The organism is Aquimarina algicola, assembly GCF_006443095.1.
Classification (GTDB): domain Bacteria; phylum Bacteroidota; class Bacteroidia; order Flavobacteriales; family Flavobacteriaceae; genus Aquimarina; species Aquimarina algicola.
Genome location: NZ_VFWZ01000004.1, coordinates 102403 through 127862, shown reverse-complemented (window position 1 = coordinate 127862; position 25460 = coordinate 102403). Strand labels below are relative to the sequence as shown.

The 25460-nt window shown below is 31.2% G+C and carries 32 protein-coding genes; 4 read left to right on the top strand and 28 right to left on the bottom strand.

Annotated elements, in window-relative coordinates:
• Positions 1-61 precede the first annotated feature (61 nt).
• The 4 genes from FHK87_RS14285 to FHK87_RS14270 all read right to left on the bottom strand — a co-directional run bounded on the left by FHK87_RS14285 (position 62) and on the right by FHK87_RS14270 (position 2435).
• On the bottom strand, positions 62-574 hold the full coding sequence (locus tag FHK87_RS14285) for a hypothetical protein (RefSeq protein WP_140594211.1): 513 nt from the start codon (positions 572-574) through the stop codon (positions 62-64).
• 198 nt (positions 575-772) lie between these two features.
• Entirely contained in the window at positions 773-1465 is a 693-nt protein-coding gene (locus tag FHK87_RS14280; protein ID WP_140594209.1) for a hypothetical protein, read from the bottom strand.
• 122 nt (positions 1466-1587) lie between these two features.
• A complete protein-coding gene (locus tag FHK87_RS14275; RefSeq protein WP_140594207.1) occupies positions 1588-1986 on the bottom strand; it encodes a hypothetical protein in 399 nt (132 codons plus the stop codon).
• A 104-nt stretch (positions 1987-2090) separates the two neighbouring features.
• Positions 2091-2435, bottom strand: coding sequence for a winged helix-turn-helix transcriptional regulator (locus tag FHK87_RS14270; RefSeq protein ID WP_140594204.1), 345 nt, complete (start codon positions 2433-2435; stop codon positions 2091-2093).
• 101 nt (positions 2436-2536) lie between these two features.
• Between FHK87_RS14270 and FHK87_RS14265 the strand changes: the two genes are divergently transcribed.
• Positions 2537-3274, top strand: coding sequence for an SDR family oxidoreductase (locus FHK87_RS14265; protein ID WP_140594202.1), 738 nt, complete (start codon positions 2537-2539; stop codon positions 3272-3274).
• Positions 3275-3370: 96 nt separating this feature from the next.
• Here FHK87_RS14265 and FHK87_RS14260 read toward each other — a convergent pair whose 3' ends face one another.
• From FHK87_RS14260 to FHK87_RS14165, 20 genes are all read right to left on the bottom strand, one after another.
• The gene (locus FHK87_RS14260) at positions 3371-4288 is read right to left on the bottom strand and encodes a helix-turn-helix domain-containing protein (RefSeq protein ID WP_140594199.1); all 918 of its coding nucleotides are present in this window, start codon (positions 4286-4288) and stop codon (positions 3371-3373) included.
• A gap of 33 nt (positions 4289-4321) precedes the next feature.
• Positions 4322-5080 carry an SDR family NAD(P)-dependent oxidoreductase gene (locus tag FHK87_RS14255; RefSeq protein ID WP_140594197.1) on the bottom strand — a complete coding sequence of 253 codons (759 nt, stop codon included), beginning with the start codon at positions 5078-5080 and terminating at the stop codon, positions 4322-4324.
• A 128-nt stretch (positions 5081-5208) separates the two neighbouring features.
• Positions 5209-6039, bottom strand: coding sequence for a helix-turn-helix domain-containing protein (locus FHK87_RS14250; RefSeq protein WP_140594194.1), 831 nt, complete (start codon positions 6037-6039; stop codon positions 5209-5211).
• Positions 6039-6317, bottom strand: a complete 279-nt coding sequence (locus FHK87_RS14245; protein WP_140594192.1) for a putative quinol monooxygenase — start codon at positions 6315-6317, stop codon at positions 6039-6041. The genes FHK87_RS14250 and FHK87_RS14245 overlap by 1 nt, the downstream gene beginning before the upstream one ends.
• Positions 6318-6439: 122 nt before the next feature.
• Positions 6440-6739: a hypothetical protein gene (locus FHK87_RS14240; protein ID WP_140594190.1), complete on the bottom strand. Its 300-nt coding sequence runs from the start codon at positions 6737-6739 to the stop codon at positions 6440-6442.
• A gap of 103 nt (positions 6740-6842) precedes the next feature.
• Positions 6843-7313: a Crp/Fnr family transcriptional regulator gene (locus tag FHK87_RS14235; RefSeq protein ID WP_140594187.1), complete on the bottom strand. Its 471-nt coding sequence runs from the start codon at positions 7311-7313 to the stop codon at positions 6843-6845.
• 183 nt (positions 7314-7496) lie between these two features.
• Positions 7497-8030 (bottom strand): YdeI/OmpD-associated family protein, encoded by a 534-nt coding sequence (locus tag FHK87_RS14230; RefSeq protein WP_140594185.1) that lies wholly within the window; start codon positions 8028-8030, stop codon positions 7497-7499.
• A gap of 222 nt (positions 8031-8252) precedes the next feature.
• Positions 8253-9128 (bottom strand): VOC family protein, encoded by an 876-nt coding sequence (locus FHK87_RS14225; protein ID WP_140594183.1) that lies wholly within the window; start codon positions 9126-9128, stop codon positions 8253-8255.
• A 29-nt stretch (positions 9129-9157) separates the two neighbouring features.
• The gene (locus FHK87_RS14220) at positions 9158-10033 is read right to left on the bottom strand and encodes a Cif family virulence factor (RefSeq protein WP_140594181.1); all 876 of its coding nucleotides are present in this window, start codon (positions 10031-10033) and stop codon (positions 9158-9160) included.
• Between the two features lie 41 nt (positions 10034-10074).
• A complete protein-coding gene (locus FHK87_RS14215) occupies positions 10075-10371 on the bottom strand; it encodes a putative quinol monooxygenase (protein ID WP_226294252.1) in 297 nt (98 codons plus the stop codon).
• 88 nt (positions 10372-10459) lie between these two features.
• Positions 10460-11074 (bottom strand): Crp/Fnr family transcriptional regulator, encoded by a 615-nt coding sequence (locus FHK87_RS14210; RefSeq protein WP_140594178.1) that lies wholly within the window; start codon positions 11072-11074, stop codon positions 10460-10462.
• Between the two features lie 403 nt (positions 11075-11477).
• Complete coding sequence (locus FHK87_RS14205; RefSeq protein WP_140594176.1) at positions 11478-11798, bottom strand: hypothetical protein; 321 nt, start codon at positions 11796-11798, stop codon at positions 11478-11480.
• A gap of 396 nt (positions 11799-12194) precedes the next feature.
• Positions 12195-12908: a DUF6503 family protein gene (locus tag FHK87_RS14200; RefSeq protein WP_140594174.1), complete on the bottom strand. Its 714-nt coding sequence runs from the start codon at positions 12906-12908 to the stop codon at positions 12195-12197.
• 76 nt (positions 12909-12984) lie between these two features.
• On the bottom strand, positions 12985-14409 hold the full coding sequence (locus FHK87_RS14195; protein WP_226294251.1) for a hypothetical protein: 1425 nt from the start codon (positions 14407-14409) through the stop codon (positions 12985-12987).
• A gap of 130 nt (positions 14410-14539) precedes the next feature.
• On the bottom strand, positions 14540-15871 hold the full coding sequence (locus FHK87_RS14190) for a DUF58 domain-containing protein (protein WP_140594701.1): 1332 nt from the start codon (positions 15869-15871) through the stop codon (positions 14540-14542).
• Between the two features lie 5 nt (positions 15872-15876).
• The gene (locus tag FHK87_RS14185; RefSeq protein WP_140594172.1) at positions 15877-16920 is read right to left on the bottom strand and encodes an AAA family ATPase; all 1044 of its coding nucleotides are present in this window, start codon (positions 16918-16920) and stop codon (positions 15877-15879) included.
• Positions 16920-18152, bottom strand: a complete 1233-nt coding sequence (locus tag FHK87_RS14180; RefSeq protein WP_140594170.1) for a DUF4350 domain-containing protein — start codon at positions 18150-18152, stop codon at positions 16920-16922. Before FHK87_RS14180 ends, FHK87_RS14185 begins: the two co-directional genes overlap by 1 nt.
• 4 nt (positions 18153-18156) lie before the next feature.
• Positions 18157-18909, bottom strand: coding sequence for a DUF4129 domain-containing protein (locus FHK87_RS14175; protein ID WP_140594168.1), 753 nt, complete (start codon positions 18907-18909; stop codon positions 18157-18159).
• Between the two features lie 2 nt (positions 18910-18911).
• A complete protein-coding gene (locus FHK87_RS14170) occupies positions 18912-19787 on the bottom strand; it encodes a hypothetical protein (protein WP_140594166.1) in 876 nt (291 codons plus the stop codon).
• Positions 19777-20742 (bottom strand): stage II sporulation protein M, encoded by a 966-nt coding sequence (locus FHK87_RS14165; RefSeq protein WP_140594164.1) that lies wholly within the window; start codon positions 20740-20742, stop codon positions 19777-19779. The genes FHK87_RS14170 and FHK87_RS14165 overlap by 11 nt, the downstream gene beginning before the upstream one ends.
• 36 nt (positions 20743-20778) lie before the next feature.
• Between FHK87_RS14165 and FHK87_RS14160 the strand changes: the two genes are divergently transcribed.
• Positions 20779-21495: an RDD family protein gene (locus tag FHK87_RS14160; protein WP_140594162.1), complete on the top strand. Its 717-nt coding sequence runs from the start codon at positions 20779-20781 to the stop codon at positions 21493-21495.
• Positions 21496-21525: 30 nt separating this feature from the next.
• Here the strand turns inward: FHK87_RS14160 and FHK87_RS14155 are convergent, their stop codons facing one another.
• Complete coding sequence (locus tag FHK87_RS14155) at positions 21526-22278, bottom strand: peptidylprolyl isomerase (protein ID WP_140594160.1); 753 nt, start codon at positions 22276-22278, stop codon at positions 21526-21528.
• Here FHK87_RS14155 and FHK87_RS14150 point away from each other — a divergent pair.
• Both FHK87_RS14150 and FHK87_RS14145 read left to right on the top strand, forming a co-directional pair.
• Positions 22272-22916 (top strand): NUDIX hydrolase, encoded by a 645-nt coding sequence (locus FHK87_RS14150; protein WP_140594158.1) that lies wholly within the window; start codon positions 22272-22274, stop codon positions 22914-22916. The two genes, FHK87_RS14155 and FHK87_RS14150, sit on opposite strands and share 7 nt — an antisense overlap.
• A 167-nt stretch (positions 22917-23083) precedes the next feature.
• Positions 23084-23887, top strand: a complete 804-nt coding sequence (locus FHK87_RS14145; protein WP_140594156.1) for a lysophospholipid acyltransferase family protein — start codon at positions 23084-23086, stop codon at positions 23885-23887.
• A gap of 19 nt (positions 23888-23906) precedes the next feature.
• Here the strand turns inward: FHK87_RS14145 and FHK87_RS14140 are convergent, their stop codons facing one another.
• The 3 genes from FHK87_RS14140 to FHK87_RS14130 form a co-directional block, all read right to left on the bottom strand.
• Complete coding sequence (locus FHK87_RS14140; RefSeq protein WP_140594154.1) at positions 23907-24665, bottom strand: LytR/AlgR family response regulator transcription factor; 759 nt, start codon at positions 24663-24665, stop codon at positions 23907-23909.
• Positions 24666-24807: 142 nt separating this feature from the next.
• Entirely contained in the window at positions 24808-25116 is a 309-nt protein-coding gene (locus FHK87_RS14135; protein ID WP_140594152.1) for a 2TM domain-containing protein, read from the bottom strand.
• 24 nt (positions 25117-25140) lie between these two features.
• Positions 25141-25446 (bottom strand): 2TM domain-containing protein, encoded by a 306-nt coding sequence (locus FHK87_RS14130; protein ID WP_226294250.1) that lies wholly within the window; start codon positions 25444-25446, stop codon positions 25141-25143.
• Positions 25447-25460 lie beyond the last annotated feature (14 nt).

The following is a 25460-nucleotide window of genomic DNA, read 5'->3' as shown; positions in this document are numbered from 1 at the left end:
AATACTCAAGATGAAAATATTGAAGAAGTAGTTTTAAAAACAAAACATCTCCTGATTTGTATTATAATTTAAATATATTTTCATCTTTAAAAGGACAAGCATCTATTTTTTCTAGATTTTGAGACCAGGTTACACTTGTGATCTTCCATGTATCGTTTACCAAGATCAAAGACCAATATTCTGTTCCCCAGTTTTGAACTTTGCTATTGACATTAAAACTATAGTCAAATGATATGGTTGCAAATTCATTTCGAACATCTATTTTTACATCATAAAACTTTTCTTCACTCCCTTCTTTCAGGGTATTAAAGAAGCTCTTGTAATCGCTGGCTTTAAATGTGAAATCAGGTTTTTGTTTTAGAACCATTTTTTTGGTATTTCCTGTAACAATTGCTGCCCAGGTAATCGAATCATGCAAAAATAAGTCAGAGAATTTTTCAAAATCACTGTGATCAATTATAGCTACTCTAAATGATTCAACTATTTTTTCTAAATCGGTATGAGAATTTTCAGTGTTTTGTGCAGTTAGAAGAGAAGTAACCAAAAAGCTAAAAAATAATAATTTGAATTTCATAAGGAATATTTTGTTATAAAAATGTTTAATACAATTCCGACGATTGTATATGAACATTGTTACATACTATCATGAGATAGCTCCTTATAATTTTATGGATTTTGATAGTCTTATTTGAATGGATGTTACTTTTAACTATTTTACTTAAAAGTAGTTAGGCTTTTTGTTTGTTGTGAAGAATTTTGTATTTAGTTATAATTATTTTTCCTTAATAAATTCTAGAAGTTCTTTTTGAATATCAGATATCCAATCGTTTTTGACCTTTAAATCCATCCCTCTATGCAAAGGAGTGTAATCATCATAATTATAATGATGTAATATATTTTTTATAGGTATGAAATAGTTTTGTTTGAGCTCTTCTACCGTTTTTTCAGAAGGAAACCATCCCAGAAGATATAAAATCATGAAAGCGGTCCAGTCATATATATTAGCTTTATCTTTTTGGAGATTTGATTTCTCAATGATGAGAAGACCAAAATCAAGAGGTGCTATTTCGTTGCTTTTTTCATTGGGAAAGAGTGTATAAAAATCAGAATTGTAATCAACATATATTTTGTTTGACTTTTTATCCCAATACGCTACGCTTTCATTATCATCAGACCATTTTTCGTTTGGGACTTTATTAATCCATTCAAAGTTTTTAGCATTTAATTGGTCAAAAAAATCTTTATGTTCTTTGTACAAAGGAAAATCCTGAACATTATACGTTTGCACATAATTGACGTTGAGTAGAATATCTATAACTCTAAAATTCGTAAAACTACAATCAAAAGAATTTTGGATAGTATAAGCGTTCCAGATTAAATTTCTTTTCTCGTGATCAGGCTCATTACTTCTATCAATAACTCTAACTGTATTTTCGATTAGAGCTTCAATTTCATACATTGACATGCTGTTACTATTTTAGTATGTAAGAAACTAAAGTACTAATAAAATTTATTTTTACTCAAGTAGTTATAGTATTTTGAATGTAAAATATCAAAAAAAGAATAATGATTGATCAGCGCTTAGTTTTACTGTATTTTTTTAAAATTATCTTCAAAATCTTTAATCCATTTACCATTTTCAAGTCTTTCTCCATATTCTTGGAAATTTCCTTCTGAAGTTAAATGAAAAATAAACTTTCGGTTTTTACTGGGCCATACTATTAATTTTCCATCTTTATATTCAGCTTCATATTTACCGGCACCGCTTTTGTAGTAAGGATTGTAATAGTATTTTTTATCTTTATCATTATAATAGATAACGGTATGAAGTTGTAGCAATTCAGACCGTAAATCAATAGTAATGACATTTTTATCCAAGATGTAATTTATTTTTTCAAAAGCAGGTACTTGTTTTGCGATAGTGTCATTTTTGTATGTTGTCGAAATACCAACCCATTCTCCAATCATAAAATTTAATTTTTCCATATTCTCTTGTTGAGAAGATTTTTGACCTGTTATTAAATTAAAGGTGAAAAACATCATTATTAGACAATAAAAAATGCTGTTGGTTCTTATAGGGATAGTATATTTCATCGTAGATTCTGGTTACTCCAATTCATTATTATAGTAAGAATTTCTTTTAGGGATTTTCCTTTTTCTGTTAGTCTATATTCGACCTTAGGAGGAATTACAGGATAAGATTTTCTATCAATCAGATTTAATTTTTCTAGATCTTTTAACTGTTGAGATAACATTTTCTGGCTAATCCCATCGATGGCTTTATCTAATTCATTGAAGCGCATTACCTCATTTGATAATAGCAACCATATAATAACAGGTTTCCATTTTCCTCCAATTTGTTCCATAAATATTGTTATAGGACATTCTTTGGCTTGTTGATATTTTTTTTCAACTATTTTTTCTTCTGTTTTCATGCAAAAGTAGATTTTTCCAACCTGTTGGTTCGTTAGTTACTTCAAAGTAAGTACTTGACAAAGTTATAGTTATTTGTCAGATTTGCCTAAAAAAACAGATAATGGATCACAAAATAATCGTAATTACAGGAGGAACTACAGGAATTGGTTTTGCCTGTGCAGCATATCTTTCAAATTTAGATTACCAGGTTGTTATCACAGGAAGAAGTAAAGAAAACCTTGAAAAAGCAATTACAAAATTAGGAAATAACTCAGTTGGAGTGTTATCTGATACATCTTCGCTTACAGATATTGATGATTTAGTACAGAAAGTAAAAAATCAGTTCGGTAAAATTGATGGAGTGTTCATTAATGCTGGTATTTTTAAAGCATCGAGCTTTGAAAACACAACAGAAGCAATATTTGATGAGACCATGAATATTAATTTTAAGGGGGCTTTTTTTACGATTCAAAAATTCATTCCTATTTTGAAAAACCCATCTAGTATTGTACTCAATACTTCAATTGTAGTTTTTAAAGCTTTTGCCAATTCGAGTATTTATACTGCAAGCAAGGCGGCCTTAGAAAGTTTATCAAAAGTTTTGAATATAGAATTAGCAGAAAAAGGTATCAGAGTTAATATTGTAAGTCCCGGTGTAACAGAAACGCCTATTCAAAAAAAATCAGGGATGAGCGATGAAACTATTGATAACTTATTAGAACATTTTTCAAAAACGTCACCAATTGGAAGGATTGTTCAACCAACTGATATTGCCCCAATTGTAGCGTTTTTATTATCTGATGGTTCGCAAGTGTTGAGAAACGAAAAAATCATTGTGGACGGAGGTACGACACTTTAATTTTATTTAATTTGAAAAGCTTTGATCGTTTTATAGTAAAGAGATCATTATACAGGATTTATTGATATAATGATCTCTAATACGGGTATTTTTCTACTAATTAAAAGATTTTCTAAATGCTAAAGGAGATACCTGTGTTTTACTTTTAAATAATTTAGTAAAAGAAGAAGGCCTTTCAAACCCCAGACTATATGCAATTTCACTTATCGGAAGCTGTGTTATAGAGAGCTGTTCTTTAGCTTTTTCAATTAATTTATTATGGATGTGTTGTTGCGTACTCATTCCTGTTAGAGAGGTTAGCATACTACTCAAATAATTAGGAGAAAGATTCAATTGTGATGCTATATGTTCAACACTTGGAAGCCCAATTTCAATTAAATTATCTTCTTTAAAATGTGATATAAGGATCGTTTCTAATTTTTCTAAAATATGATGATTAGATTTGTTTCTAGTTATAAATTGTCGTTCGTAAAAACGTTCTGCATAATTGAGCAATAGCTCTAATTGAGAAACGATAATTTTTTGACTAAACTTATCTGTATTTGAAAGATACTCTCGTTCAATATTTTTCAAAATTCCGACCATCATTTGTTCTTCTCTTTCCGAAAGAAAAAGAGATTCTCGAATAGAATATCCAAAAAACTCATAAGACTTAATAGACTTTGCTAATGCTGTATTCCAAAGAAAATCAGGATGAACAAAAAGTAACCAACCAGAGGGATCTTTGGATCCGATATTTGGATTTTTTCCGATACTCATCACTTGATTAGGAGCGATAAAAGTCATTAACCCTTCGTCGAAATCATATTCTTGTTGACCGTAAAAAAATTTATACGGAACATTACGTTTTAGGCCAATTGAATAATATTCTTGCACTAATTTTGATCCTTTTATATCTTCGGGATACCTCACTTTGCTATAGTCTACCAAGCTTATTAGCGGGTGCGAAGGTGCAGAAAGATTTGCAAAATTATGATAGTCACTTATTTTTGAAAGCCGATAGAGTTGATCCATATTTGTAAAGGTATGAAAACGATTTATAGTTTATTATATTAACATGCCTCCCGAAACTTCGATACGCTGTCCATTTACCCAACCTGCTCGATCAGAACACAAAAAAGCGACTACACCACCGATATCTTCTGGGTCACCTACTTTTCCTAAAGCGGTTATGTTTGAAATTATCGCTCGTTTTTCTTCATTGTCACGATTAGCGCCTCCACCAAAATCTGTTGCAATAGCGCCGGGAGCGACTACATTAGCAGTAATTTTTCGTTCACCCAATTCTTTAGCCAAATATCGTGTAAACACCTCTACACCGCCTTTCATCATTGCATACACCGAAGAACCTGGAAAACTAAACCGAGATAAACCACTCGAAATATTAACAATACTACCACCAGTATTGATAAACGGTAATGCTGCCTGAGTTAAAAAATAAACACTTTTTAGATGTATATTCATCATCTCATCAAATTGTTCTTCAGTTGTGTTTTTAATTAAGTTAGATACACCAGTTCCTGCATTATTGATTAAAAAATCTATATTTGGACTACTATACTCTTGTAGTAAATAATGAGTTGCCTGGGCTATAAAATCTTTTGCTGTAGATGTTTTTGAAGCATCATATTGAAATGCTTTTGCTTTTCCTCCTAATGCTTCAATTTGAGTAATAACCTCATTTGCTTTTGCCTCATTGTTATGATAAGAAAATACAATATGTATACCCTCTTTGGCTAAATTTAATGCCATGTCTCTACCCAGTCCACGACTAGCTCCTGTAATTACGATTATTTTTTGACTCATTTCTATTGTTTTTTTTAATTACAATACAAAGTTGAATCAATTTTGTTATTGATTTTTTTCCAAATCTTTGTTTGGATTGCCTATATCTATGATTTGCAAATTTTAATAACTCAAATAACTATATTTTCTTAATTATTATTGATCACTGGTTTGTTATTGATAGAAACGTGGTAGAAATGACTATCAAAGTTTTCTTGATTAAAATACTTCATAGGAGTCTTTTTTGTGAGTGACCTAAATTCTTTGATAAAATGACTTTGATCAAAATAACCATTATCCAAAATAGTATGTAAGTAATTTGGGTTTTTATCAAGAAGTATTTGTTTGATAACATTCTGAAATCTTGTTATTTTTTGGAACCCCTTTGCAGTTATGCCAAATTGAGATTTAAAACCTCTTTCAAACTGACGAAGACTAAGACGAGAATTTTCAGCCAATTTATGTATAGAATTGTTCTCAAAATTATAATACAGTTCATCTATGATCGCATCCCATTTATCATTTTTCTTGTCGTGATATTCATTAAATATTTCAACCAAAAACAATTCTAATTCATCAATTATAGCTTCGGTTTTAGTGGTGTTTTGTAATCTTGCTAATAATTTTTCTCCTTTATTTTTCCATAAATAAATAATAGAAACATACTTATTATTTAATTCTGTAAATGGAGTAGAAGTAAAATGTCTGAATGCGCCGCTTTTAAATCGTACAGATATAAAAGATATGTTCTTTATTTTATCAAAAGAAAAGATCTCTCTTGGGCAAACGGTATGTGCTTTTGGTAAACTATTACCATTTACCGATAAAGTTTTGTCTAAGTAATACAATAGTTCTAATCCCGTACCGGGAAGCACAACAGGAAGTTTAAAGTATTCATTTTCTGATTTTTCAAAAATATAAAACCGATCGATATACTTAGAAAGAAAAGTCTTTGGTTGATATGATATATTTTTTGTCATTAAAATACCTCAATTACGGGTTCTCTGTTGAGTAATGGCATCACAGATTTGATAAAAGAGTTAAAATGTTCAGAAGAGTTATGATATTCGACGGCTTTTTCATTTTCATATTTTTCATAAACAAAAAACTCATTTTCTTTTTCTATAGCATTATATAATGCATAGATCAAACATCCACTTTCTGCATTACTTTTAATCACCATTTCTTTTGCCAACGTCAAAAATTCTTCTACGCTATTTTGTTTTACGTCTATTTGTGCTAAAACTGTTTTTTTCATATTTATCTATTTTATTTATGCAACAAATATGAAAAGTAGTTCATTCTTATGATTGTAAAAAGACGACATTAATGATTTAAATCCTAACTGAAGCGTTAGATTTTTTTATTTTTAGATACTAATTATTCGGCCCTTTGTAATGGTTCTAATACATCTATTGTTATTGTTTCTAATTGAATTAATTCTAATAGCTTTTTTAAGGATGCTTTATCAGCCATTCTTTCATTTGAAAGATGAGCATTTTGCACAGAATCCCAATAATAAACATCGATCCAATATTCGTCTTTATCTTTGTACAATACTTGATCGATAAAACCTTCAATATTTTTCAAATCAGGGACCATTGCATCAACCATTTCTATCATTTGACTATCAGAAACATTTGGTTTTGCTTTCCATTTTACAATTTCTAAAATATTCATTTTCTACATTTTTAATTATACTCTATGCTATTTTTTGAGTTTATAAAACTAAAGAACATGAATTTCAAATGCATTAATCTATATTAAGACTTTGGATATATTTCTAAATTGTTTTTCGTTTTTGTTTACCTTTTACTTTACTTAAAGCTTCTGGAGTAATACCAAGATAAGAAGCAATCATACGTTGAGATACTCGTTGAGTAATATTTGGGTATGTATCTATAAAATGCTTATAACGTTCAATTGCTGTAGCACTCATCATCATCATAATCCTTTGTTGTAGCGTATTAAGTCTGTTTAATATTTTTTGTAAATCTATTTCATCTTCTTTACCTTTTTCAATTACCATTATTTCAGAGTCTTCGAGTGCATCAATATACAATTCGCATGATTTATTAGGAGGAGTACTATCTGTCATAATCCAATCTTCAGGGGCGAACATAAAAATATGTTCTTTTCCTTTTTGATCAATAGCATAACTACGAAGTAATCCTGACTTTACAAGATAAATCTTTGTGTTGATCTGACCGGTTTTTTGTAGTAGTTGCCCTTTCTTAATTCTAGTTTTGCTCAATTTGTTAGTAGTTATAAAAGTAATTTTGATGATAGGTTACCTTTTAATTTTTGTTAAATGTACATAATTTCAATATGCTAAAGGGATCAAACGATGTTTAATAGTAAGTTAGGATATAGGCTTTTAAAAAATTATAATTTTGAAGAATAAAGCAAATAATTTTATAAATAGTAGAATTTTTTTTTATTGATTTGATTTATCAAATAATCTCTGATTCTTCACGAGTCGATCCATCATTTTAAGAATTCGATTCGCTTTTGTTTCTTCTGTTTTAGCACTATATATCCAATCCAAATATGATTTTTGTTCTCCTTCAGAAAAACTTAAAAATGTCTTATAAACTTTTTTGGGCTCGTTTTCAAAACAAAGGATTATTTCTTCTGGGATTTCTAGCGGAGAGTCATCAGGATAGATGATGATATGAACATAATCACCTGCTTGTTTTTTGATTTTTTTTCTTATTTCTGATTTGACAGGCAAAAATAGCTGACCATTTTTTGTGGGCATCAATTTATAATGTTTTAATGCATAGTTATCGATGCTTCCTTTTACTTTAACCCATCCAAAAGGTGTTTTTTTATTCCTTATCACTTGAGGTATAATGGTATAGGTCCAGCCTCCTTTTCCTGGAGATTTCTGAAGCAAATACATCGCATCGACCAAAGGTTTTTCGGTTTTGTAATCTGAGTCGTTTTGTAAGTAATCTGAATACGTCATGCTTTGTGTTGTAATTCTTGAATTGTAAAAATAATATATAGAGGTGACAAGGGGGTGTCAGGGGTATTTTGTCTCTGTATACATTATTTTTTATTCAATAATCAAGATCTAGATACTATAAAGCGCGCCTCAAAATTTTGAAGATATTTACTTATCAATAATCCGTAGACATGCCAGTGAGTATTTGATTTTTGGAGTATGTGTAAGGCTATGTACTTTTAATTATTGATCACTTACTATAATATCCAGACCATCAATTGATGAAAAATGGATTTGATTTTTGGTTTCAGATCCGTCTTGATGGTCGCTAAATGAAATATTGCTTTGTTGCAATTTGTTTTTAATGACTGAAACATCACCTACAAATGTCAAAGATGCAAACCCTAATGGATTACTATGTAATGCAAACGTATGATCGTGTTCGCTACCCCAGTAGTATTGAATTTCGATAAATAGATGATTTTGTTGATACATCCATTCTCTGTTTTCAATAGCGTCTATATCTTGTGATGGGGGAGTTAATTCTTTGTTTCCAAGAAAATAAAGTGTAAATCCACGCCCTCGTTCTACTTGCATTCTTACGAGCAGTTTCATATCAAAAAGATCTTCATAAAATCGAACACTTTTTACAGGGTCTTTTGTTCTTATTGTTAGCAATCCCATGGTAGGATTTTCTAACAATGGAAAGTTTTCTTTTGGAGCTGTCTGTATTGTATTTTGTTTAAATGTTTTTTGTATAAATTCTATTTGGTGATGTTCTGTGTCTTGAGTATGAGACAAATATCCAACATCTCCAAATTGATAAGGTTCTCCTATAGGAATATTATGTTCTTTAATTTTGTGGTAAACTCGTTGTATATCATATACAAACAAGCTGTATTTCCAATAATTATCATCCGCCTTTTGTAAATAGGGATTGGTGTTTTCTTCTTTTTCTAGGAATAGCTCCAAAGTATAGTTTTGATTTTCAAAGTATAAAATATACAAAACACCTTTGGGGAGATCAAAGGTGTTTTGTAATTGCATCCCTAATACTTTTGTATAAAATTCTATAGTTGTTGGATTATTTATTTTTAATCTAAAGCTCTTTAATTTCATTTTTGTAGTATTTAGTTCGTTCTTTTTAATTAGTATTTTTTTAATACTTTAAATTCGTCATAACTCAAACGCCATGTTCCATTTTTATTTTCCCATTTTTCTTGATAAATTTTACCCTCTCCGATATTCATAGACCAGTTTGAAGACAATGTAGCACTATTATTGGTAATCATCTTGAATGTTGGGTTATTATATGTAAGGTTTTTTGCACCATCTGCTATAAGTTTTGTCCAAAAGCTCTCAATTTCTTCTTTACCATTGATCGATGCAAAAGGTACGGCATTCATAGTAGCGTTATCAAAATAACCTTCACCACAGATATTACCCTTGCCTGTATTAAAACCATTAGTCCATTCTATAGAAGCTTTAATAACTTCTTCTAATTGATTATGACTTACAGGAGTAGTATTGTTACGCTTTTTTGGTGTTTTAAACTGCTCCAAAACTTCGAAATTATCATAAGTAAGTACCCATTTACCATTTAATTTTTCCCATTTTTCTTGGTAAATAACACCTCGTCCTACATTCATACTCCAATTGGCAGATAAAAACGCAGTAGTCTCATTCACAACCTCGATACTGAGTTCTGTGTAAACCAGATCAGTCGCTCCTTTTTTAATAAAGGGAGTCCAAAAATTGTCTATTTCTTTGATTCCCTTTTTAATCCCAAAAGGCATTGCACTCATTACAGCTGTTTGTACATATCCTTGCGCAACCTCTTTGGTGTTTCCTTGATTAAAATTTGCAATCCATTCTTTGCTTGCCGCAATTACATCTAACGCAACCTTATGGTGGGCAGTGGGTTCTTGGTCTGTATAGCGCTGCTGTGATGTTTGGGCTGTCACATACATTGATGATGATAAAAATAGAGCGACGATTATCGGTATTAATTTTTTAGTAAACATTTCTTTATTTTTTTGATTATTAATTTTTTTTGAATTTGATATTAAGCTGTAGTAATGAGCTCAAAAATCTGAATATCAGGATCTGTTGTTAACATACTCCCGAGTGTATTGAAGTCTCCGGTTTGCTTTCTCCAGTCTAAGTATTTTTGAAAGTGAGTATCGGATTCCCAATATTCTATTAAAACTATTTTATCAGGGTTTTGCTCTGATCTAGATACTTGGGCTCCTGTACAACCATCAAAATCTCTTGTATCCTGAAGTATTTTTTCAAAAAATACTTTGATGTTTTCTATGTGATTTTCTTGAGCAGAAAGCTCGAATTTTACCATAATTTCCATAATCATTTTCTTTTAATAATTAATTATGGTACAAAGAAACTATGGTTTGTCACGTAAAACCTGTGACTTTTGGCACAAGAGGGTTAATTTATTTTAAAAGCTGAATTTCTTTTTGCCCAAGACGAAGTTGTTTATTGGCTTCTAGTTTTTTGAGTAGTCGTGAGATCACCTCTCTTGTAGTGCCTAGTTCTTTTGCCAATTCTTGATGAGATTTGTATACAATATCTTGCTCTGCTTTAGACACTAAATAATCAAATAAACGATCTTTTAAGGGTTGAAATGCCAGATTCGAGTATTCATGAATTAGATGATGATAACTTTCTCTAAATGTATTTATCGTAAAGATGTTCCATGATTTGTATTTGAAATTCCAATCATGAACAAACCTCACAGGGATATTTAATAATATGCATTTTTCTTCTACTATCGCATTTACAGTACTCTTACAATCTTCAAAACAAGCAGATAGAGATAGGGTGCAGGTTTCCATCGTATTCAAATAATAAATAAGGATTTCGCGCTCATCACTCTCTTGATATACTCTAACTTTTCCTTCGAGAACGATTTTTAGAACCTTGATATAATTATTGTTTTTAATAATAAATTCACCTCTATCATGTTCTGTTATCGTTGCATTTTTACGAATTTCTTCTTGAAGCTCAGGTTCTGTGATTCGAAGTTGATGTAGAAATTTGTCTATCATTTATAATCTGTTGATCGAGTAAATATAATATTAAATATATTAAAACGAATCATGATAAGTGTATTGTAAATGATAGATTATTACTCGTTTGCTGTGATGTGTTGCAGTAGTAAGTATTAAGCAATATGAAGTATAAAATTAGAAATATAAAGTATAAATAAAAAAGTTTCCTTAAGTATTGTTCCTAATGCCTGAGTGGAGAAAAGTACTTTCAACGATTCGTTAGCTACTTTTATGTTTTAGTATGCTAAGTACTAGAGAGTTTATCTTTACTACAATACTTCTGTTGAGCAACTAAGAAAAGATATTGGGATTAGTACTCATCACGTTTTTAGAATTTCAAAGATTTGAAATTCTAAAAACGAAAAAAGTAGAAATTTTTAAAATAAGTGAACCGGTTTTATTAACCTTTTAGGTTCATTGAGTTTATAACTTCTTGTGTTATATCTTTTCCACCTGATAAATTTGAAGCTAATGCTCCAATACTATAGATGGGCCCCCAAGGGATTCCCCACCAACCAAAAAAGAAGGTGATCAATGTAAATCCGATACTATGTTTTACTGTAGACTCGTCTGCACGGATAAAATAAACATCACTCCCTCTTCTAAAAGTCATTAAGATAATAGAGAAACAATATTGGAATACAACAAATTTTCCTCCATTACTTAGTTCTCTATTAATGTCATCCATAGAAAGTCCTTCAATGTTTTTTATTTGAGCCATATTTTATTTTTTAGTTTTTGTACTCACAATACTTTTATTCCATCATAACAAAGTATAGTATACAATCTTTTATGTTTTCGCACTAAATATAATGTTTTGTACTTTTTTTAACCAGAATTTTGTAATAAATTAATAAGAATACTGGGTTTTGTGTTTTTGAGATTTTGGTCTAAAATTTTGATTTATATGCGTTTAAACTTAAATGATAATGCCTAAAAGCTTTAGGAATATCCTCACTTGTAGTTTTTCTTGAGATATGAGACGCTTGGCTCGTTTGGCAATATAGTGTGCAACTTTCAGACCCTGTATTTCTAGTTTTATACCAATTATTACTTAATATTTTCAATTTAGTACTGTGGATTGCTAGAAATAACTGTAGATTATCTTTACTTTTCGCTATAATGCCTTGATAATAAGGTCTGATCCCGAGTAGGTGTTGTCTTTTAGTTCACGCCAATGTCTTATTCTTGGGATTTTTACTTCATTAATCGTAATGAGGTCCTCAAAATATATTCGTTCTCCTTTTTCCGGATCATCGGGAAAAAAGATTTCAATACCCTTTACCATCATATCAGATTTTGAGACATATACTCGCCAATGTTTTGAGATCATTGGTTCTTTGAGCTCGAATTCTATTTTGTAGCAAAGTTCTTTGTTAAATGTACTTTCTGATATGGGGCTAATGTTCTTATAAGTATTTGCCAGAGACATTGGCAACCCATACATCAGTCGATAAAATTTTTGATATCCTATATTTCTAGAGGGGTCTAGCCTGTATTTTTTGATCAATATCGTATCGGTTTCAATTTTTCCATCGAGAAGCACTGTACTTTTTCCATCTGGTTCTATGATATGTTCTGAGAGGTGTTGATCTCTATTTCTTGATAGCTTAAAGTATTGATTAGCATTATCCAATGTTACAATAGAATATCGATAGGGATTAGAAATCCTGGGTTCCTGGATATGTATGTTTATTTTTGTTGTGTTCCAGTTATTAGAGGGATCGTGTTTTTTTATCGTTTGCTCTAGAATATGTTGTCCATCGATTTCCTTTTGATATGTATACCCCATTACAAAAAGCGCACAAACAATTACATAGATGATTTTCATAAGATGTTAATTTTATTTGATAGTTGAGATTAAATATGTTAGAGGCTTGCCCTAAAATTTTAAGAATATAGGTATACTAGCCGGGATCCTCACTGCCGTATTTTAATCGTTCTATCAATTGATCTTTATTGTAATATATCTTTATATAATCCGATTCTCCTGCTCCTACGATAAAAACGATATTTTTTTCTTCATCTTCATAGTCATGTATTTCAAATCTATCCCAGTTTTTTAGGTATTCTCTCAAGTTAAATTCATAAATAAAGCTACTGGGATCTCTTTTGTCACATGCCCAGCCTTCGCCATCATTTTTTACCGAAAGTGAAATACTAGAATCAATTTGGTTTTTAGACAAGTTTTCAATTTTGCCATCAGTAGAACCATCACATCTGTTGTCTTCGTGATAAATAAGTGTCCATTGATCTGCAAAATGAGTTGCTAACTTTTTTCCGTTGGCAAGATCGGATACAAATTTTTCTTCTTTTGTAAGCTGCTCTACGGTATCAAGTTTATTTTTTAGATTAAAAATCGAATCGGTACGCATCCAGTATACTTCTCCTTTGGTCACGCCTGCCCATCCTTTTTTTTGAGAACCATAATATCTTCTTGAAAAGAAAAAATAGTTTTCGTCTGGTGATACATAAGGACAAAAATAAACCCAATCTTTTTCATAGGGCATTTTTATCAAGATAGGTTCTTGCCATTTGTCATTTTTTTTGAATGAAATCTGAAATCCTTTATTACTACTGGCAATCAAATACTTTTCATCAGGACTTATATAGGTACTGCTTGCATTTTTTTCAGAATTAAGACTAATGCCTACCGGTGTTTCAAATTTGCCATTACCTAAATATTGTGAACGGTACGTATCTCTGCCACCAGCACCACCAGGACGGTTTGATTGAAAATAAAGACTTTGATCACCCACAACAATAGGATAAGATTCAAAATACTTAGTTGATACAGGAGATGCTACCTTAGATGCCTGTTGCCATTTCCCATCAACTTTTTTACTTACATACACATCTGGTGGAATTCTATAAAGCGCCGACAATTCTAAAGTATTAGAATAGTTTTTGGGATCAACCCCTAGAAAATACATGGTCTTGCCATCTTGTGTAATTGTAGGGTCACAGGCTATTGTGATTGTTATATCATCCGGGTACATTTGAATGGGCTTTATAGGTGTCCATGTACCATTAATAAGTTCTGAATGATGTATAATAAAACTGCCATCTACAATCCTAGAGAAGAACATTTCTGTAAAAGAAGCATTAAATACCACATTGAGCTCTACAGCGTTTGTATTAACGATCGAAGGTGCAAATAGTTCTGGTACGTTTGATGGAGGTTTTTGATCAAAATAAGGAAAGTCGTTGGATTTACAACTTTGTAATATGCTTGCGCATACTATAAACAATACAAAATGTTTATTTTTTTTATGTATTAAAGCAGTAAAGTGTATAACTGACGAAAAAATCAAATTGAATATTATTTTCATACCTCTTTTTATGTTATTGAATTTTGATAGGTATTTAAGGTAATATGTGACAATGATATAAACGTACAATTATCTTTTTATTTGTAAATAACGATTTACAAATATTTGTGATATTTTTAGTTTTCTGAGGTTAAAGAAGCCCTCTGGCTTTGATTTCGAGATATTTGTTGATGGTGTTTACAGTAAGATTTTCTGGTGTGGTGAGCACCGTTTGTATACCATATTTTTGAAGCTCTTTTACCATTACTTTTTTGTCATAGGCAAACTGCTGTGCAATAGTTTTATCGTATATTCCTTCCAGATTTTCTGCGGGTTCAGAAATCAAAGTGTCAAGTTCGGTATTCTTAAAAAAGATTACAACTAATAAGTGTTTTTTGGCTATCGCTTGTAGATAGGGCAGTTGTCTCTTTAATGAAGAAATATGCTCAAAATTGGTGTACAGGAGTAATAAACTTCTATGGTTAATCTGTCGTTTGATATGAGAATATAGTAATCCGAAATCAGCATCAAGAAATTGAGTTTTTACATTATATAATGCCTCAGAAATGGTATTGATGTATGTTTTTTTTCGGCTAGACGGCAAAAAATCATTTACTGTATTAGAGAACGATAACATGCCTACTTTGTCATGTTTTTTTAAAGCAATATTAGAAAATGCTAAAGTACTATTAATAGCATAATCCAGAAGACTTAGTTCTTTAAAGGGCATTTTCATCACTCTACTGGCATCGATAACAGAGTAAATAGGTTGCGATTTTTCGTCTTGAAATTGATTAACCATCAAAGTGCCATGCTTTGCGGTAGATTTCCAGTTGATCGTTCTCACATCATCGCCTCTTACATATTCTTTTATCTGTTCAAACTCCATAGTGTGACCGATACGCCTGATTTTTTTCAAACCGATTTGAGAAAGCTTATTATCAATAGCCAAAAAATCATATTTTTTCATTTGTATAAATGAAGGATAGACTTTGACCATAGCAGATTTATCAAAACTATATCTACGTTTGGCAAGTCCTAGTCTTGTCATGGCATATATATAGAGATTGCCAAACACATATTCACCTCGTTGCACAGGGCGTAATGCATATTCAAAATCAAAAATTGATCTTGATGGAATGCTCCCTGCTTTTAAGAAATCACGTTTTTGAAACTGCACTGGGATCTCATCAATGACCTCTATAAAGGTTTTGAATTGATAATTGCTTTTAATTCTTACCGGTATAGTGTTAAAGTCACTATTAGAGAACTTTTCAGGAAGAATCCTATAAGCGTCAATTCCTTTTGCAGTATTATATAATACAATAATATCAAATAGTAATGCAATTGTTAATCCCAAGGTTATCAACCAGGCAATAGGATAGATTGCATTGAACCAATACGATATAAAGAAAAGTACCGATAGAATAGCGAGAATATAAAATATTCTTGAGTTGAGGTATAATGATTTGAAAAATGTAATCAAAATTAGCGTGGTATTTCTACAGATTGTAAAATCATTTCTATTACGTTTTCGGTGGTCATACCTTCCATTTCTCGTTCTGGTGAGAGAATGATACGATGTCTTAATACTGGGAAAAGTGATTTTTTGATATCCTCGGGGGTCACAAAATCTCTACCATATATAGCGGCAAATGCTTTTGAAGCATTCATTATAGCAATAGAAGCTCTTGGAGAACCACCCAAATACAAATGAGGATGCGTTCTTGTTTTGGTAACAATCTCTGCGATATATGCAATGATCTTTTCTTCGATAATTACATTTTGTGTTTTCTCTTTATACTCCAATAATTGATCCGGAGTTAATATAGAATCAATTATTTCTAAAGGCTTAAGTGCTTTTCTTTCGTGATGGGTTTTCAAGATATTTACTTCATCTTCAAAAGAAGGGTAGTCTACTTTAATTTTGAATAAAAAACGGTCTAATTGCGCTTCAGGAAGTGCATAAGTACCTTCTTGTTCTACAGGATTTTGAGTAGCGAGTACCATAAAAGGGGCTTCCATTGGATAGCGTACACCATCTATAGTTACTTGTCTCTCTTCCATAACTTCAAACAAAGCTGCTTGAGTTTTTGCAGGAGCACGATTGATCTCGTCTATGAGCACCATATTAGAAAATATAGGACCTTTTTTAAATTCGAAATCACTTGTTTTCATGTTAAGAACAGATGTTCCTAATACGTCACTAGGCATCAAATCCGGTGTAAATTGAATCCTGTTAAAATCTGTTTTTAGCGTCTTGGCAAAAAGTTTTGCAGTAACAGTTTTAGCAATGCCGGGTACACCTTCTATCAACACATGGCCATTAGATAATAAGGAAACAATCAAGAGTTCTATAAATTCTTGTTGACCTACAATTACTTTTGCAAGTTCTTGTTTTAGTTTTTCTACAGCTTGCTGTAAGTCGCTAAGGTCAATTCTATTTTCAAAGTTTAAATTTTGTTCTGAAGAAGGAGTATTTTGCTGATCTTTTTCAGAAGACAGATTGTTTTTATGTTCTTCGTTTTCCATTATAGTACTTTAATATCTTTTTTTGATTGGTTTTTAAATGTAGTAATCAATGTATAAAGATGTGTTAACTCGTCTTTGTTAATGCTACTTTTTTGATGAATGGTATCAAAATATCGAAACAATGTTTTTGTATCTTCTATACTATTGTTACTTCGTGCTGCAATATTCCTTATCACCTTGTCATCGATATGATCAAAGGATATTCTTAAGGTATTGCGGATATATTCTAGAAATAGTAAATTTTGTTTTGTGGCTATTTCTTTATGTTTTTCTTTTTGATAATACATACCGCTAATCGTCTTTGTAAACGAAAGGGTTTGATTTTTTAAGGGTTCTACAATAGGAATACTTCTTTGTTTTCTTTTTCCTTCAAAAATGACAAATAGTACAGTACCGATAAGAATAAAATAATATGCCCATTTGAGATAGCGATTATTCAATAATAGAAAAAGGGGAGAGGTGTAAAATGTTTTTCCTGATTTGTAATATCGATCCCACAAAATTTTTTCTGTTGGGTTGATATAGGCTAGTAGATTTTGAGTGTAGGTATAATGGTTGTCCTTGAGCATGAAATAATTACCAAAAGCTTCAGGAAAGGTATGTAATAGGATTTTGCCATTTCCAAAAGCAGTTTCTAAGTAATTTATATTGGCTTCCTTAATTTGTAAAGTATCTTGATATAATTGTATCGTACCAAGAACAGTCATGTTTGCAGTATCTATTTCACTAAAATAAAGGTTATCTACATTTCTATCATATAAGAAAGGAGTTTCAGATTTTAAAGTGTTATTGGTAAGTTCTACCAAGGGTTTTGTATTGATATCATCTAGCGATACTAATCGATCTGTGTCTATATTGAGTGTATCTAGTAGGGCAGACTCTATATTTTTTGCAGATACAAATAGGGTATTTCCTTTCTCTACCCAAGTTAAAATTTTATCAAGCTCACTTTTGTCAAATCCTATCGAGCCATTTATAAACATGTATGTACCATTGATAGTATCATTATCTGACAAAAATTCATAAGGAGGTTGATTAATATCTTTTAGGTCATATTCATCAAAAGCTTCTTTAATGAGGTTGTATGCGACATATGTACCCAAAGGTATTTTGTCTGCTTTAGAATAACTCGGAAACCAGTTAATGGGCTCCGGTTCTACAGCTTCGAGATAAGTGAGAAGCCCTACGATTCCTATAATTGCAAAAATGAATATTTTTAGAGTTTTAGACATGCAATTAATTTTGAATAGTTTGGTTTATAGACTGAAACTGTTTTTCTGCAAAAAGGTAAGACTCTTTATCTAATTCAAAGCTACCATACCAGATAAAGTCGTATACTCGAGTAATATTTTTAAATTGATGTTGTAATGAATTATCTTTTAGTTCTTTGATGTAGTCGGTATTTGTCTTTTGTGCTTCCCATTCAATCATCTTATGATCAGATAGTTTCTTTAAAATAAATAAATAATAATACCTGATGGCTAATCTATAGTTATTTTCTTTCAGCGCTTTGTCGATCAATTGTTGAATGTCCTGATTTTTAATAATGTCTTCATCTTCTGTGAGTTGTATTTGAGGAGGGTCTTGCTTCTCAAATAACATATCTTTTGGGTTTACCTTCATAAACAACCACCCTAATAAGAATAAAACTGCTACGATAAGAACATAAGGAAGAATAGTAAAAACTACCTCCCAAAAACCAGAAACTTTTTTTATTCCAAACACCCAGGAAATAAATTTTTTCCAGATTTGCGATAACCAAAATTTAAATCGAGTCCATATATTGTCAGGTTCTTGTTGTTCTCTATAATCAAAATCTTTTTGAGATCGAAACTCTTTTATTGTATTCTCATCAAAGGGATTACTTTGTCTTTTGTCACTGATATCATATCTAAGTTCTTTGGTACTAGCATTAGCTATAGTATCCTGACTGTTTGCATGTAAGGAAAATAGAATCAAAAATATAAAATACCTAAAAATATGCTTCACCTTTATTCTTTATTACCAAGAGAATCGATTTGCTCTAGCGTTCCTGTAGCATGTTTTCTCTCATTGAGATTAAAATATATAAAGACTGTAGCGACAGCGGTAATGATATATAACACAAATTGTGCAGCCGAAGAGAAAGTATTTAATGCTATGTATACCCAATCAAATACATCTGATGGGTTTGTAAGTGACCCTTCTGATGCAGCCGTAAAAGTTTTTACAAAAGTGTAAATAAAAGCAGGAATAGAAAATACAAAACCAATTAACCCAACAACGATAGCCAAAATAAAAAGGGTTGCAAATGTCATCCACCATTCGTTTTTGATTAAATTAAAACTTTGGCTGATAGATTCTGTAATGCTGTAAGGAGTAAAAACGTAGATAGAGAATACAACACTCATCGGTACATAAAGATAAATGACCGGAATTACACACAATACAAAACCGCCAAAATAAATTAAAAACACTAATAGGCTCAATAAGATAATAGAACCAGTATCATTTTTTATGGCTTGAAAGACAGTATCATTATTTACAGATCCATTACTCTCGATATATTCTCTTATATAATGTGATACCGACCCAAACATAAGCCCGCTTGTAACAGATCCTATTACAATCAATAAACAGAATGAAATGAAAAAATTACCAATATTTGATACATCACCATTATTTATAGCAAACGGATCCATTACAGTAGAAGATGAATAGGTATAATATGCAAAAGCTGCTAATAAAAGAATAAAAGGAATACCTACAGTTTTTATAAGAACAGAAAGCAAAGGTTTTCCGTTGGCTCTCAAAAATGCAAATGTGTCTGTAAGGATTTCGCCTAATTCTCTTTTCTTCTTAAATTCTATATATTTTTTAGTATTCATTTTTAAGTTTGTTATTTAGTTGTATTGGGTAAATTATATAGTAAAATATAATTAAAGCTAATGACCCCGAAATAATTAAAATCGCTAGCCAATCAGGCATTTCTGTATGTCGTGTAACGAATCCTTCTAGAAAACCGGCAATGATAAAAAATGGAATTGTGCTTACGATGATTTTTAGCCCTGCTTTAGTACCTCTTACAAAAGAAGTAAGGCGAGTGTACGTTTTAGGAAATAGAATAGAATTACCAACAACCAAGCCTGCACAACCTGCTATGATAATTGCAGAGATTTCTATAGTTCCATGTATCCATATAGTACGTGCACTTTCCCAAAGTAATCCTTTGTCATAAAAAAAGTACTGAAAAGAGCCTAGCATAATAAAATTGCGCATAAGCATATAAACGGTACCAATACCAAACATAATGCCCAGTATGAAACAGTTGAGTGCTACTCGTATATTATTGATGGTAATTCCCAGAAACATATTTGTCTCTTCCATTTTTTTGTAGACCGCCATTGGATCGTCTTTAGATATGTTTTCTAAAGTCATATTTACATAACCATCGCCAAGTATTGATCTTACAAAAGCTCCATCTGTAGCAGAAGAGTATGCACCTATAGCTGTAAATAATACTGCAATGAGAAAAGAAATGAGTAATTCTTTTTGATACTCATAAAATGCCAGAGGAAATTCTCGAACCCAAAACGAGATTAGCCTTCCTTTTTTCTCTTTTTTGGTTTTATAAATTTTTTGATGAGCGTTTGACGCTAATCCATTTAAGTAATTAAGTGTTTGACTATTGGGATAGAAAGTCTGAGCATAGCTAAGATGATCAGTAATCTCTATGTATAAACTTGAAAGTTCATCCGGGCTTATTTCTGCATTATTCACCAGAACACTTTCAAATTTTAACCATTTATCTTTATTTTGCTTTACAAAAGCAGCCTCACGCATGTATCAATAATTAAGAGGTTCAAAGAAACATAATTAATGGATAATTTTCAAATAGAAACAGCTCAAAATGTTAGTATAGAACAAAATGCTGCTGATATTTCAGATCGTATTGTTGCTTATCTTATAGATGTTTTGATCATCATTGCATATTTTTTAGTCATAGTACTGATTGTTACCGTACTTGATTTAGATCCGGGTAATCTGTGGGCATTTATACTAATTCTAACATTGCCTCCCTTTCTATATTTTTTATTATGGGAGACATTTTGGGACGGTAAAACTCCTGGTAAAGCCGTTATGAAAATAAAAGTGGCAAAACTAGATGGTTCTAAACCTGCTTTTTCGAATTATTTGATAAGATGGTTATTACGATTATTAGATATCACCCTAGCAACAGGAGGAATTGCTGTTGTTGCTATTCTATTTAATGGAAAAGGACAACGTCTGGGAGATATGGCTGCAGGAACAACAGTGATCAGTGAACGTCAACGTACCAGATTTCATCAAACAATTTTGGTAGATATTCCTGATGATTATGTAGCAGTGTATCCACAAGTAACAGTATTTAGTGATGAAGAAATGCGAAAAATCAAATCAATTTATAACGATGCAAGAAGACATGCAGATCATAGCGTTGTTTTAAAGCTTTCAGAAAAAGTAAGCTCCTTGATGGATGTAACACCACAAGAAAAACCATTAAAATTTATAAAACAAGTGATATCAGATTACAATTACTATACACAAAAATTATAGCTAAGTATTATTACTAATAATACCTATTGATTATTTAATCACTTCTGCTTTTATAAAAATATTTTCTTTTGGCCACTCACTGCCGTCAACAGGTACATTAGAGATTTTATCAGCTACGCTCATACCTTTAACTACTTTACCAAAAATAGTATGTTCTCCATCAAGATGGGGAGCACCATTTTTGGAAACTACAATAAAGAATTCGTAAGGTGTAGATCGATTAGAAGGGTTATCAACCCATTGTTTTGATAAAGCAACTGCTCCACGAACATGTTTTAGTTTTTTTATGGGCTCTTGTGGTACGGTATACTCTCCGATTTCAAACCTTCTGTTAGCCATTTGCTGTCGATCGCTATTTCCTCCTTGAATAACAAAATTTTTAGCCACTCTGTAAAAGAAAGTTTCATCAAAATACTTTTGTTTGACCAGATAAATAAAGTTAGCTCTATGGATAGGAGTTTCTTTGTATAATTTGATATGTATATCTCCATATCGAGTACCAATTTTTACAAGAGTTTCAGGGTTTTCTTTACCGTATTGCTCCATAAAAGCTCTCAGGTTTTCATTAGTAAGTTTAAAAGGTTCGTCTTTAGAAGATGTTGTGTTTTTTTGACTGTCTTGTTGTTTTGTATGATCTAGTTTTGTTGTCGTCGTATCTTTTGTATTATTTTTTGTGGTATTTATCTTTTGATCCGGCTTATTTTTTTTAGAATGTGTATCTTCACAACTACAGAATATGATAATACTTATGCAAAAGCACAAAACTGATTTGGTTAATGACATTTGAAACATTTAAAAATTTAATTCCAAAAATACAGAAAATGTCAGTACCGGGAGAATCATCACATTTTATTATGGCTCCCGAGATTCGTAAAAAAGAATTACGTACATTTAAGATAGAAGAAAAAAATCCTAGACATGCTGCTGTAATGATGCTTTTTTTTCCTAAAAGCGGTATCACGCATTTTGCCCTAATTCTTCGACCGGAATATGAAGGAGTGCATTCTGGGCAGATAGCCCTGCCTGGAGGGAAAAATGAAATGTATGACCTTGATTATAGAGAAACTGCATTACGAGAAACTTATGAAGAGATAGGGGTTCCCCCTAAAATGATTTCTGTAATCAAAGATATGACAAAGGTGTATATTCCACCTTCTAATTTTTGGGTTCATCCGTTTTTAGGATATGCTATGACAAAGCCCGAATTTGTTGCGCAGCAATCTGAGGTTGCTAAAATTATTGAGGTATCTTTAGATGCATTATTAGATGAATCTAATGTTTCTTCAAAAATATTAACGACTTCTTATGCAAAAGATATTGAGGTACCTTCTTTTAAATTAAATGGTTATACGGTTTGGGGAGCAACAGCAATGATGTTGAGTGAACTTAAAATGTTTTTAAAACTAGCAAGAGAACTATGATTTTGTATATTTGGCAGCCTTATTCTCTGAAATTTTCACAAGAATTTATCTAAGAATTTGTCTGTTATTTAAGCAAATGTTGTTAATTTTCGTTGATAATCAAAATGTTACATTTTGGTACTCGTAAACTGCCAACAGTATAGAAGATATTTAATTAAAATTTATTTATGGGATTATTTAAAAAAAATCCTTTTGGTCATATATTATTTTTAAAAAAATGGCTTATTAGAATCATGGGAGCCATAACGCATAGGCGTTATAGAGGTTTTAATGAGTTACAGATAGAAGGAAGTGAAGTATTCAAAGATCTTCCTGATAACAATGTTCTTTTTGTATCTAATCATCAAACCTATTTTGCAGATGTCGTAGCAATGTTTCATGTTTTTAATGCAAGTCTGAGCGGTCGGGTAGATTCAATTAAAAATATTGGTTATTTGTGGAATCCAAAACTAAATCTATACTACGTTGCTGCAAAAGAAACGATGCGAGCAGGGTTGCTAGCACGTATTTTGGCATATGCAGGAGCGATTACTGTAGAAAGAACTTGGAGAGAAAAAGGTAAAGATATCAACCGACAGGTAAAAATGAGTGATATTACCAACATTAGAAGAGCATTAGATGATGGTTGGGTGATCACGTTTCCACAAGGAACTACCAAGCCGTTTAAACCTATTAGAAAAGGAACTGCACATATTATTAGACAATATAAACCGATTGTTATTCCTATTGTAATTGATGGCTTTAGAAGGTCATTTGATAAAAAAGGAATCCGAATTAAGAAAAGGGGTATCTTACAATCTATGGTGATCAAAGAACCTCTTGATATAAATTATGATACTGATTCTATAGATGACATCGTTAGTAAACTAGAATATGCCATAGAACAACATCCTTCATTTCTTAAAGTGATTCCACAAGAAGAGCTTGATGCAGAAGAAGAACTTAATAAACAAAGAAAATGGGAATACTAAAAAAATAGCTATCTGATTTTTATTTCTCTAACCATTCTTTAAAATCCTTTACACGCTCTCTGGCTACAATTACGTCTAACTCGTCAAAGGTATTGAGTTTGATTTGAAGTCTTGAGTTCGTATAGGATATGATATCTTTAATCGCATTGATGTTTACAAAGAATTTTCGGTTAATTCTAAAAAATTGTTGAGGATCAAGTTCACTGTCTAGTGATTCTAATGTAATATCTATAAGATAATTTCGATGTTCGGTAGTGTGTAAATATGTACCTTTATTTTCTGAATAGAAACATTCTATATCTTCTACATTAAAAATTTTGAGATGTTGCCCGACTTTGGTTGTAAATCTTTTTTTGTAGACCCGATCCATTGGGTTGATTAATAATTTTTTGATGTCTTCAAAGTCTACTTGTAATTGTTCTTTTTGAGGTAGATTTTCTTTGTATTTTAGAACTGCTGTCTCTAGTTCTTCATCATCGATAGGTTTTAATAAATAATCAATACTATTTAGTTTAAAAGCTTTTAATGCATATTCATCATAAGCTGTGGTAAATATGATTGCACTTTTTACGGTAACAGCATCAAAAATTTCAAAAGACAGCCCGTCGCTTAATTGTATATCAAGAAAAATAAGATCAGGATGCTCATTAGCATGAAACCATTCTATAGATTCTTGTACAGAATGTAGCATGGTGTGTACCGGGATGTCTAGATCTTGTAACATTCTTCCGAGACGTCTGGCAGCCGGTTTTTCGTCTTCTATAATTATAGTAGTCATAGTTATTTTTAAGGTTTATTATATTAGAGGTTAATAGGGTAGTGGTATTCTATATTTAGGTTGTTTTGATATTATAAAATAGTAAGAAATATTCAATAATTGAGATTGAAATGTCTCGTAAGATCGCTATAAAGAGACTAGCTTATTCCCACATTTGCCGTTGTCGACCTTCTTCCTCTTCCATATACTTTCTTATTTTTCTTTCTTCCCAATCTTTGTTAAACATAGGATTTACTTTGAAAGCTTTTATGGCATGAAAAACAATACCGATTCCCCAACCAAATGCAGCCCATAAAAACCAGGCATATGACCATTGATTTAAATAATAGTTAAAAGCAGCCAATACGCCTATAATTACTATATATGAAAAAAGATTGTTATAAAACTTTTTTAATTCTTCGACACGGTTTTTGGCACGCTCGTATCGTTTTTGTTCTTCTAGATTTCTCATTGTTTTTAATACTTTAATGGTTAATTAAAAATTATCTCTATCCATGAGCTCTTTAATTTTTCTTTCTTCCCATTTTCTACTGAATATCTTATATTTTCCAAAAACTGAGAACCCATGAAAAAATAATCCTATCCCCCACAATGTTGGAGTGATATATAAGTGCCAGCTTCCTAAGTTTTTTAGACCATCATCTATAATATCTGCATTGGTAATGAGTAGGATAATATTGATCACAATATATACGGTTAAATGTGTATAAAATCCTTTTTCATTTTCTACTCTTTTTTTGGCTTTTTCATATCGGTGTTGTTGTTCAAGATCTCTCATCATTAATATTTTAAAAA

What these genes read in the sequence shown, in the direction of transcription:
- FHK87_RS14285 (WP_140594211.1), bottom strand. Translation starts at nt 574, where the DNA reads ATGAAATTCAAATTATTATTTTTTAGCTTTTTGGTTACTTCTCTTCTA.
- FHK87_RS14280 (WP_140594209.1), bottom strand. Translation starts at nt 1,465, where the DNA reads ATGTCAATGTATGAAATTGAAGCTCTAATCGAAAATACAGTTAGAGTT.
- FHK87_RS14275 (WP_140594207.1), bottom strand. Translation starts at nt 1,986, where the DNA reads ATGGAAAAATTAAATTTTATGATTGGAGAATGGGTTGGTATTTCGACA.
- FHK87_RS14270 (WP_140594204.1), bottom strand. Translation starts at nt 2,435, where the DNA reads ATGAAAACAGAAGAAAAAATAGTTGAAAAAAAATATCAACAAGCCAAA.
- FHK87_RS14265 (WP_140594202.1), top strand. Translation starts at nt 2,537, where the DNA reads ATGGATCACAAAATAATCGTAATTACAGGAGGAACTACAGGAATTGGT.
- FHK87_RS14260 (WP_140594199.1), bottom strand. Translation starts at nt 4,288, where the DNA reads ATGGATCAACTCTATCGGCTTTCAAAAATAAGTGACTATCATAATTTT.
- FHK87_RS14255 (WP_140594197.1), bottom strand. Translation starts at nt 5,080, where the DNA reads ATGAGTCAAAAAATAATCGTAATTACAGGAGCTAGTCGTGGACTGGGT.
- FHK87_RS14250 (WP_140594194.1), bottom strand. Translation starts at nt 6,039, where the DNA reads ATGACAAAAAATATATCATATCAACCAAAGACTTTTCTTTCTAAGTAT.
- FHK87_RS14245 (WP_140594192.1), bottom strand. Translation starts at nt 6,317, where the DNA reads ATGAAAAAAACAGTTTTAGCACAAATAGACGTAAAACAAAATAGCGTA.
- FHK87_RS14240 (WP_140594190.1), bottom strand. Translation starts at nt 6,739, where the DNA reads ATGAATATTTTAGAAATTGTAAAATGGAAAGCAAAACCAAATGTTTCT.
- FHK87_RS14230 (WP_140594185.1), bottom strand. Translation starts at nt 8,030, where the DNA reads ATGACGTATTCAGATTACTTACAAAACGACTCAGATTACAAAACCGAA.
- FHK87_RS14225 (WP_140594183.1), bottom strand. Translation starts at nt 9,128, where the DNA reads ATGAAATTAAAGAGCTTTAGATTAAAAATAAATAATCCAACAACTATA.
- FHK87_RS14220 (WP_140594181.1), bottom strand. Translation starts at nt 10,033, where the DNA reads ATGTTTACTAAAAAATTAATACCGATAATCGTCGCTCTATTTTTATCA.
- FHK87_RS14215 (WP_226294252.1), bottom strand. Translation starts at nt 10,371, where the DNA reads ATGGAAATTATGGTAAAATTCGAGCTTTCTGCTCAAGAAAATCACATA.
- FHK87_RS14210 (WP_140594178.1), bottom strand. Translation starts at nt 11,074, where the DNA reads ATGATAGACAAATTTCTACATCAACTTCGAATCACAGAACCTGAGCTT.
- FHK87_RS14205 (WP_140594176.1), bottom strand. Translation starts at nt 11,798, where the DNA reads ATGGCTCAAATAAAAAACATTGAAGGACTTTCTATGGATGACATTAAT.
- FHK87_RS14200 (WP_140594174.1), bottom strand. Translation starts at nt 12,908, where the DNA reads ATGAAAATCATCTATGTAATTGTTTGTGCGCTTTTTGTAATGGGGTAT.
- FHK87_RS14195 (WP_226294251.1), bottom strand. Translation starts at nt 14,409, where the DNA reads ATGAAAATAATATTCAATTTGATTTTTTCGTCAGTTATACACTTTACT.
- FHK87_RS14185 (WP_140594172.1), bottom strand. Translation starts at nt 16,920, where the DNA reads ATGGAAAACGAAGAACATAAAAACAATCTGTCTTCTGAAAAAGATCAG.
- FHK87_RS14180 (WP_140594170.1), bottom strand. Translation starts at nt 18,152, where the DNA reads ATGTCTAAAACTCTAAAAATATTCATTTTTGCAATTATAGGAATCGTA.
- FHK87_RS14170 (WP_140594166.1), bottom strand. Translation starts at nt 19,787, where the DNA reads ATGAATACTAAAAAATATATAGAATTTAAGAAGAAAAGAGAATTAGGC.
- FHK87_RS14165 (WP_140594164.1), bottom strand. Translation starts at nt 20,742, where the DNA reads ATGCGTGAGGCTGCTTTTGTAAAGCAAAATAAAGATAAATGGTTAAAA.
- FHK87_RS14160 (WP_140594162.1), top strand. Translation starts at nt 20,779, where the DNA reads ATGGATAATTTTCAAATAGAAACAGCTCAAAATGTTAGTATAGAACAA.
- FHK87_RS14150 (WP_140594158.1), top strand. Translation starts at nt 22,272, where the DNA reads ATGACATTTGAAACATTTAAAAATTTAATTCCAAAAATACAGAAAATG.
- FHK87_RS14155 (WP_140594160.1), bottom strand. Translation starts at nt 22,278, where the DNA reads ATGTCATTAACCAAATCAGTTTTGTGCTTTTGCATAAGTATTATCATA.
- FHK87_RS14145 (WP_140594156.1), top strand. Translation starts at nt 23,084, where the DNA reads ATGGGATTATTTAAAAAAAATCCTTTTGGTCATATATTATTTTTAAAA.
- FHK87_RS14140 (WP_140594154.1), bottom strand. Translation starts at nt 24,665, where the DNA reads ATGACTACTATAATTATAGAAGACGAAAAACCGGCTGCCAGACGTCTC.
- FHK87_RS14135 (WP_140594152.1), bottom strand. Translation starts at nt 25,116, where the DNA reads ATGAGAAATCTAGAAGAACAAAAACGATACGAGCGTGCCAAAAACCGT.
- FHK87_RS14130 (WP_226294250.1), bottom strand. Translation starts at nt 25,446, where the DNA reads ATGATGAGAGATCTTGAACAACAACACCGATATGAAAAAGCCAAAAAA.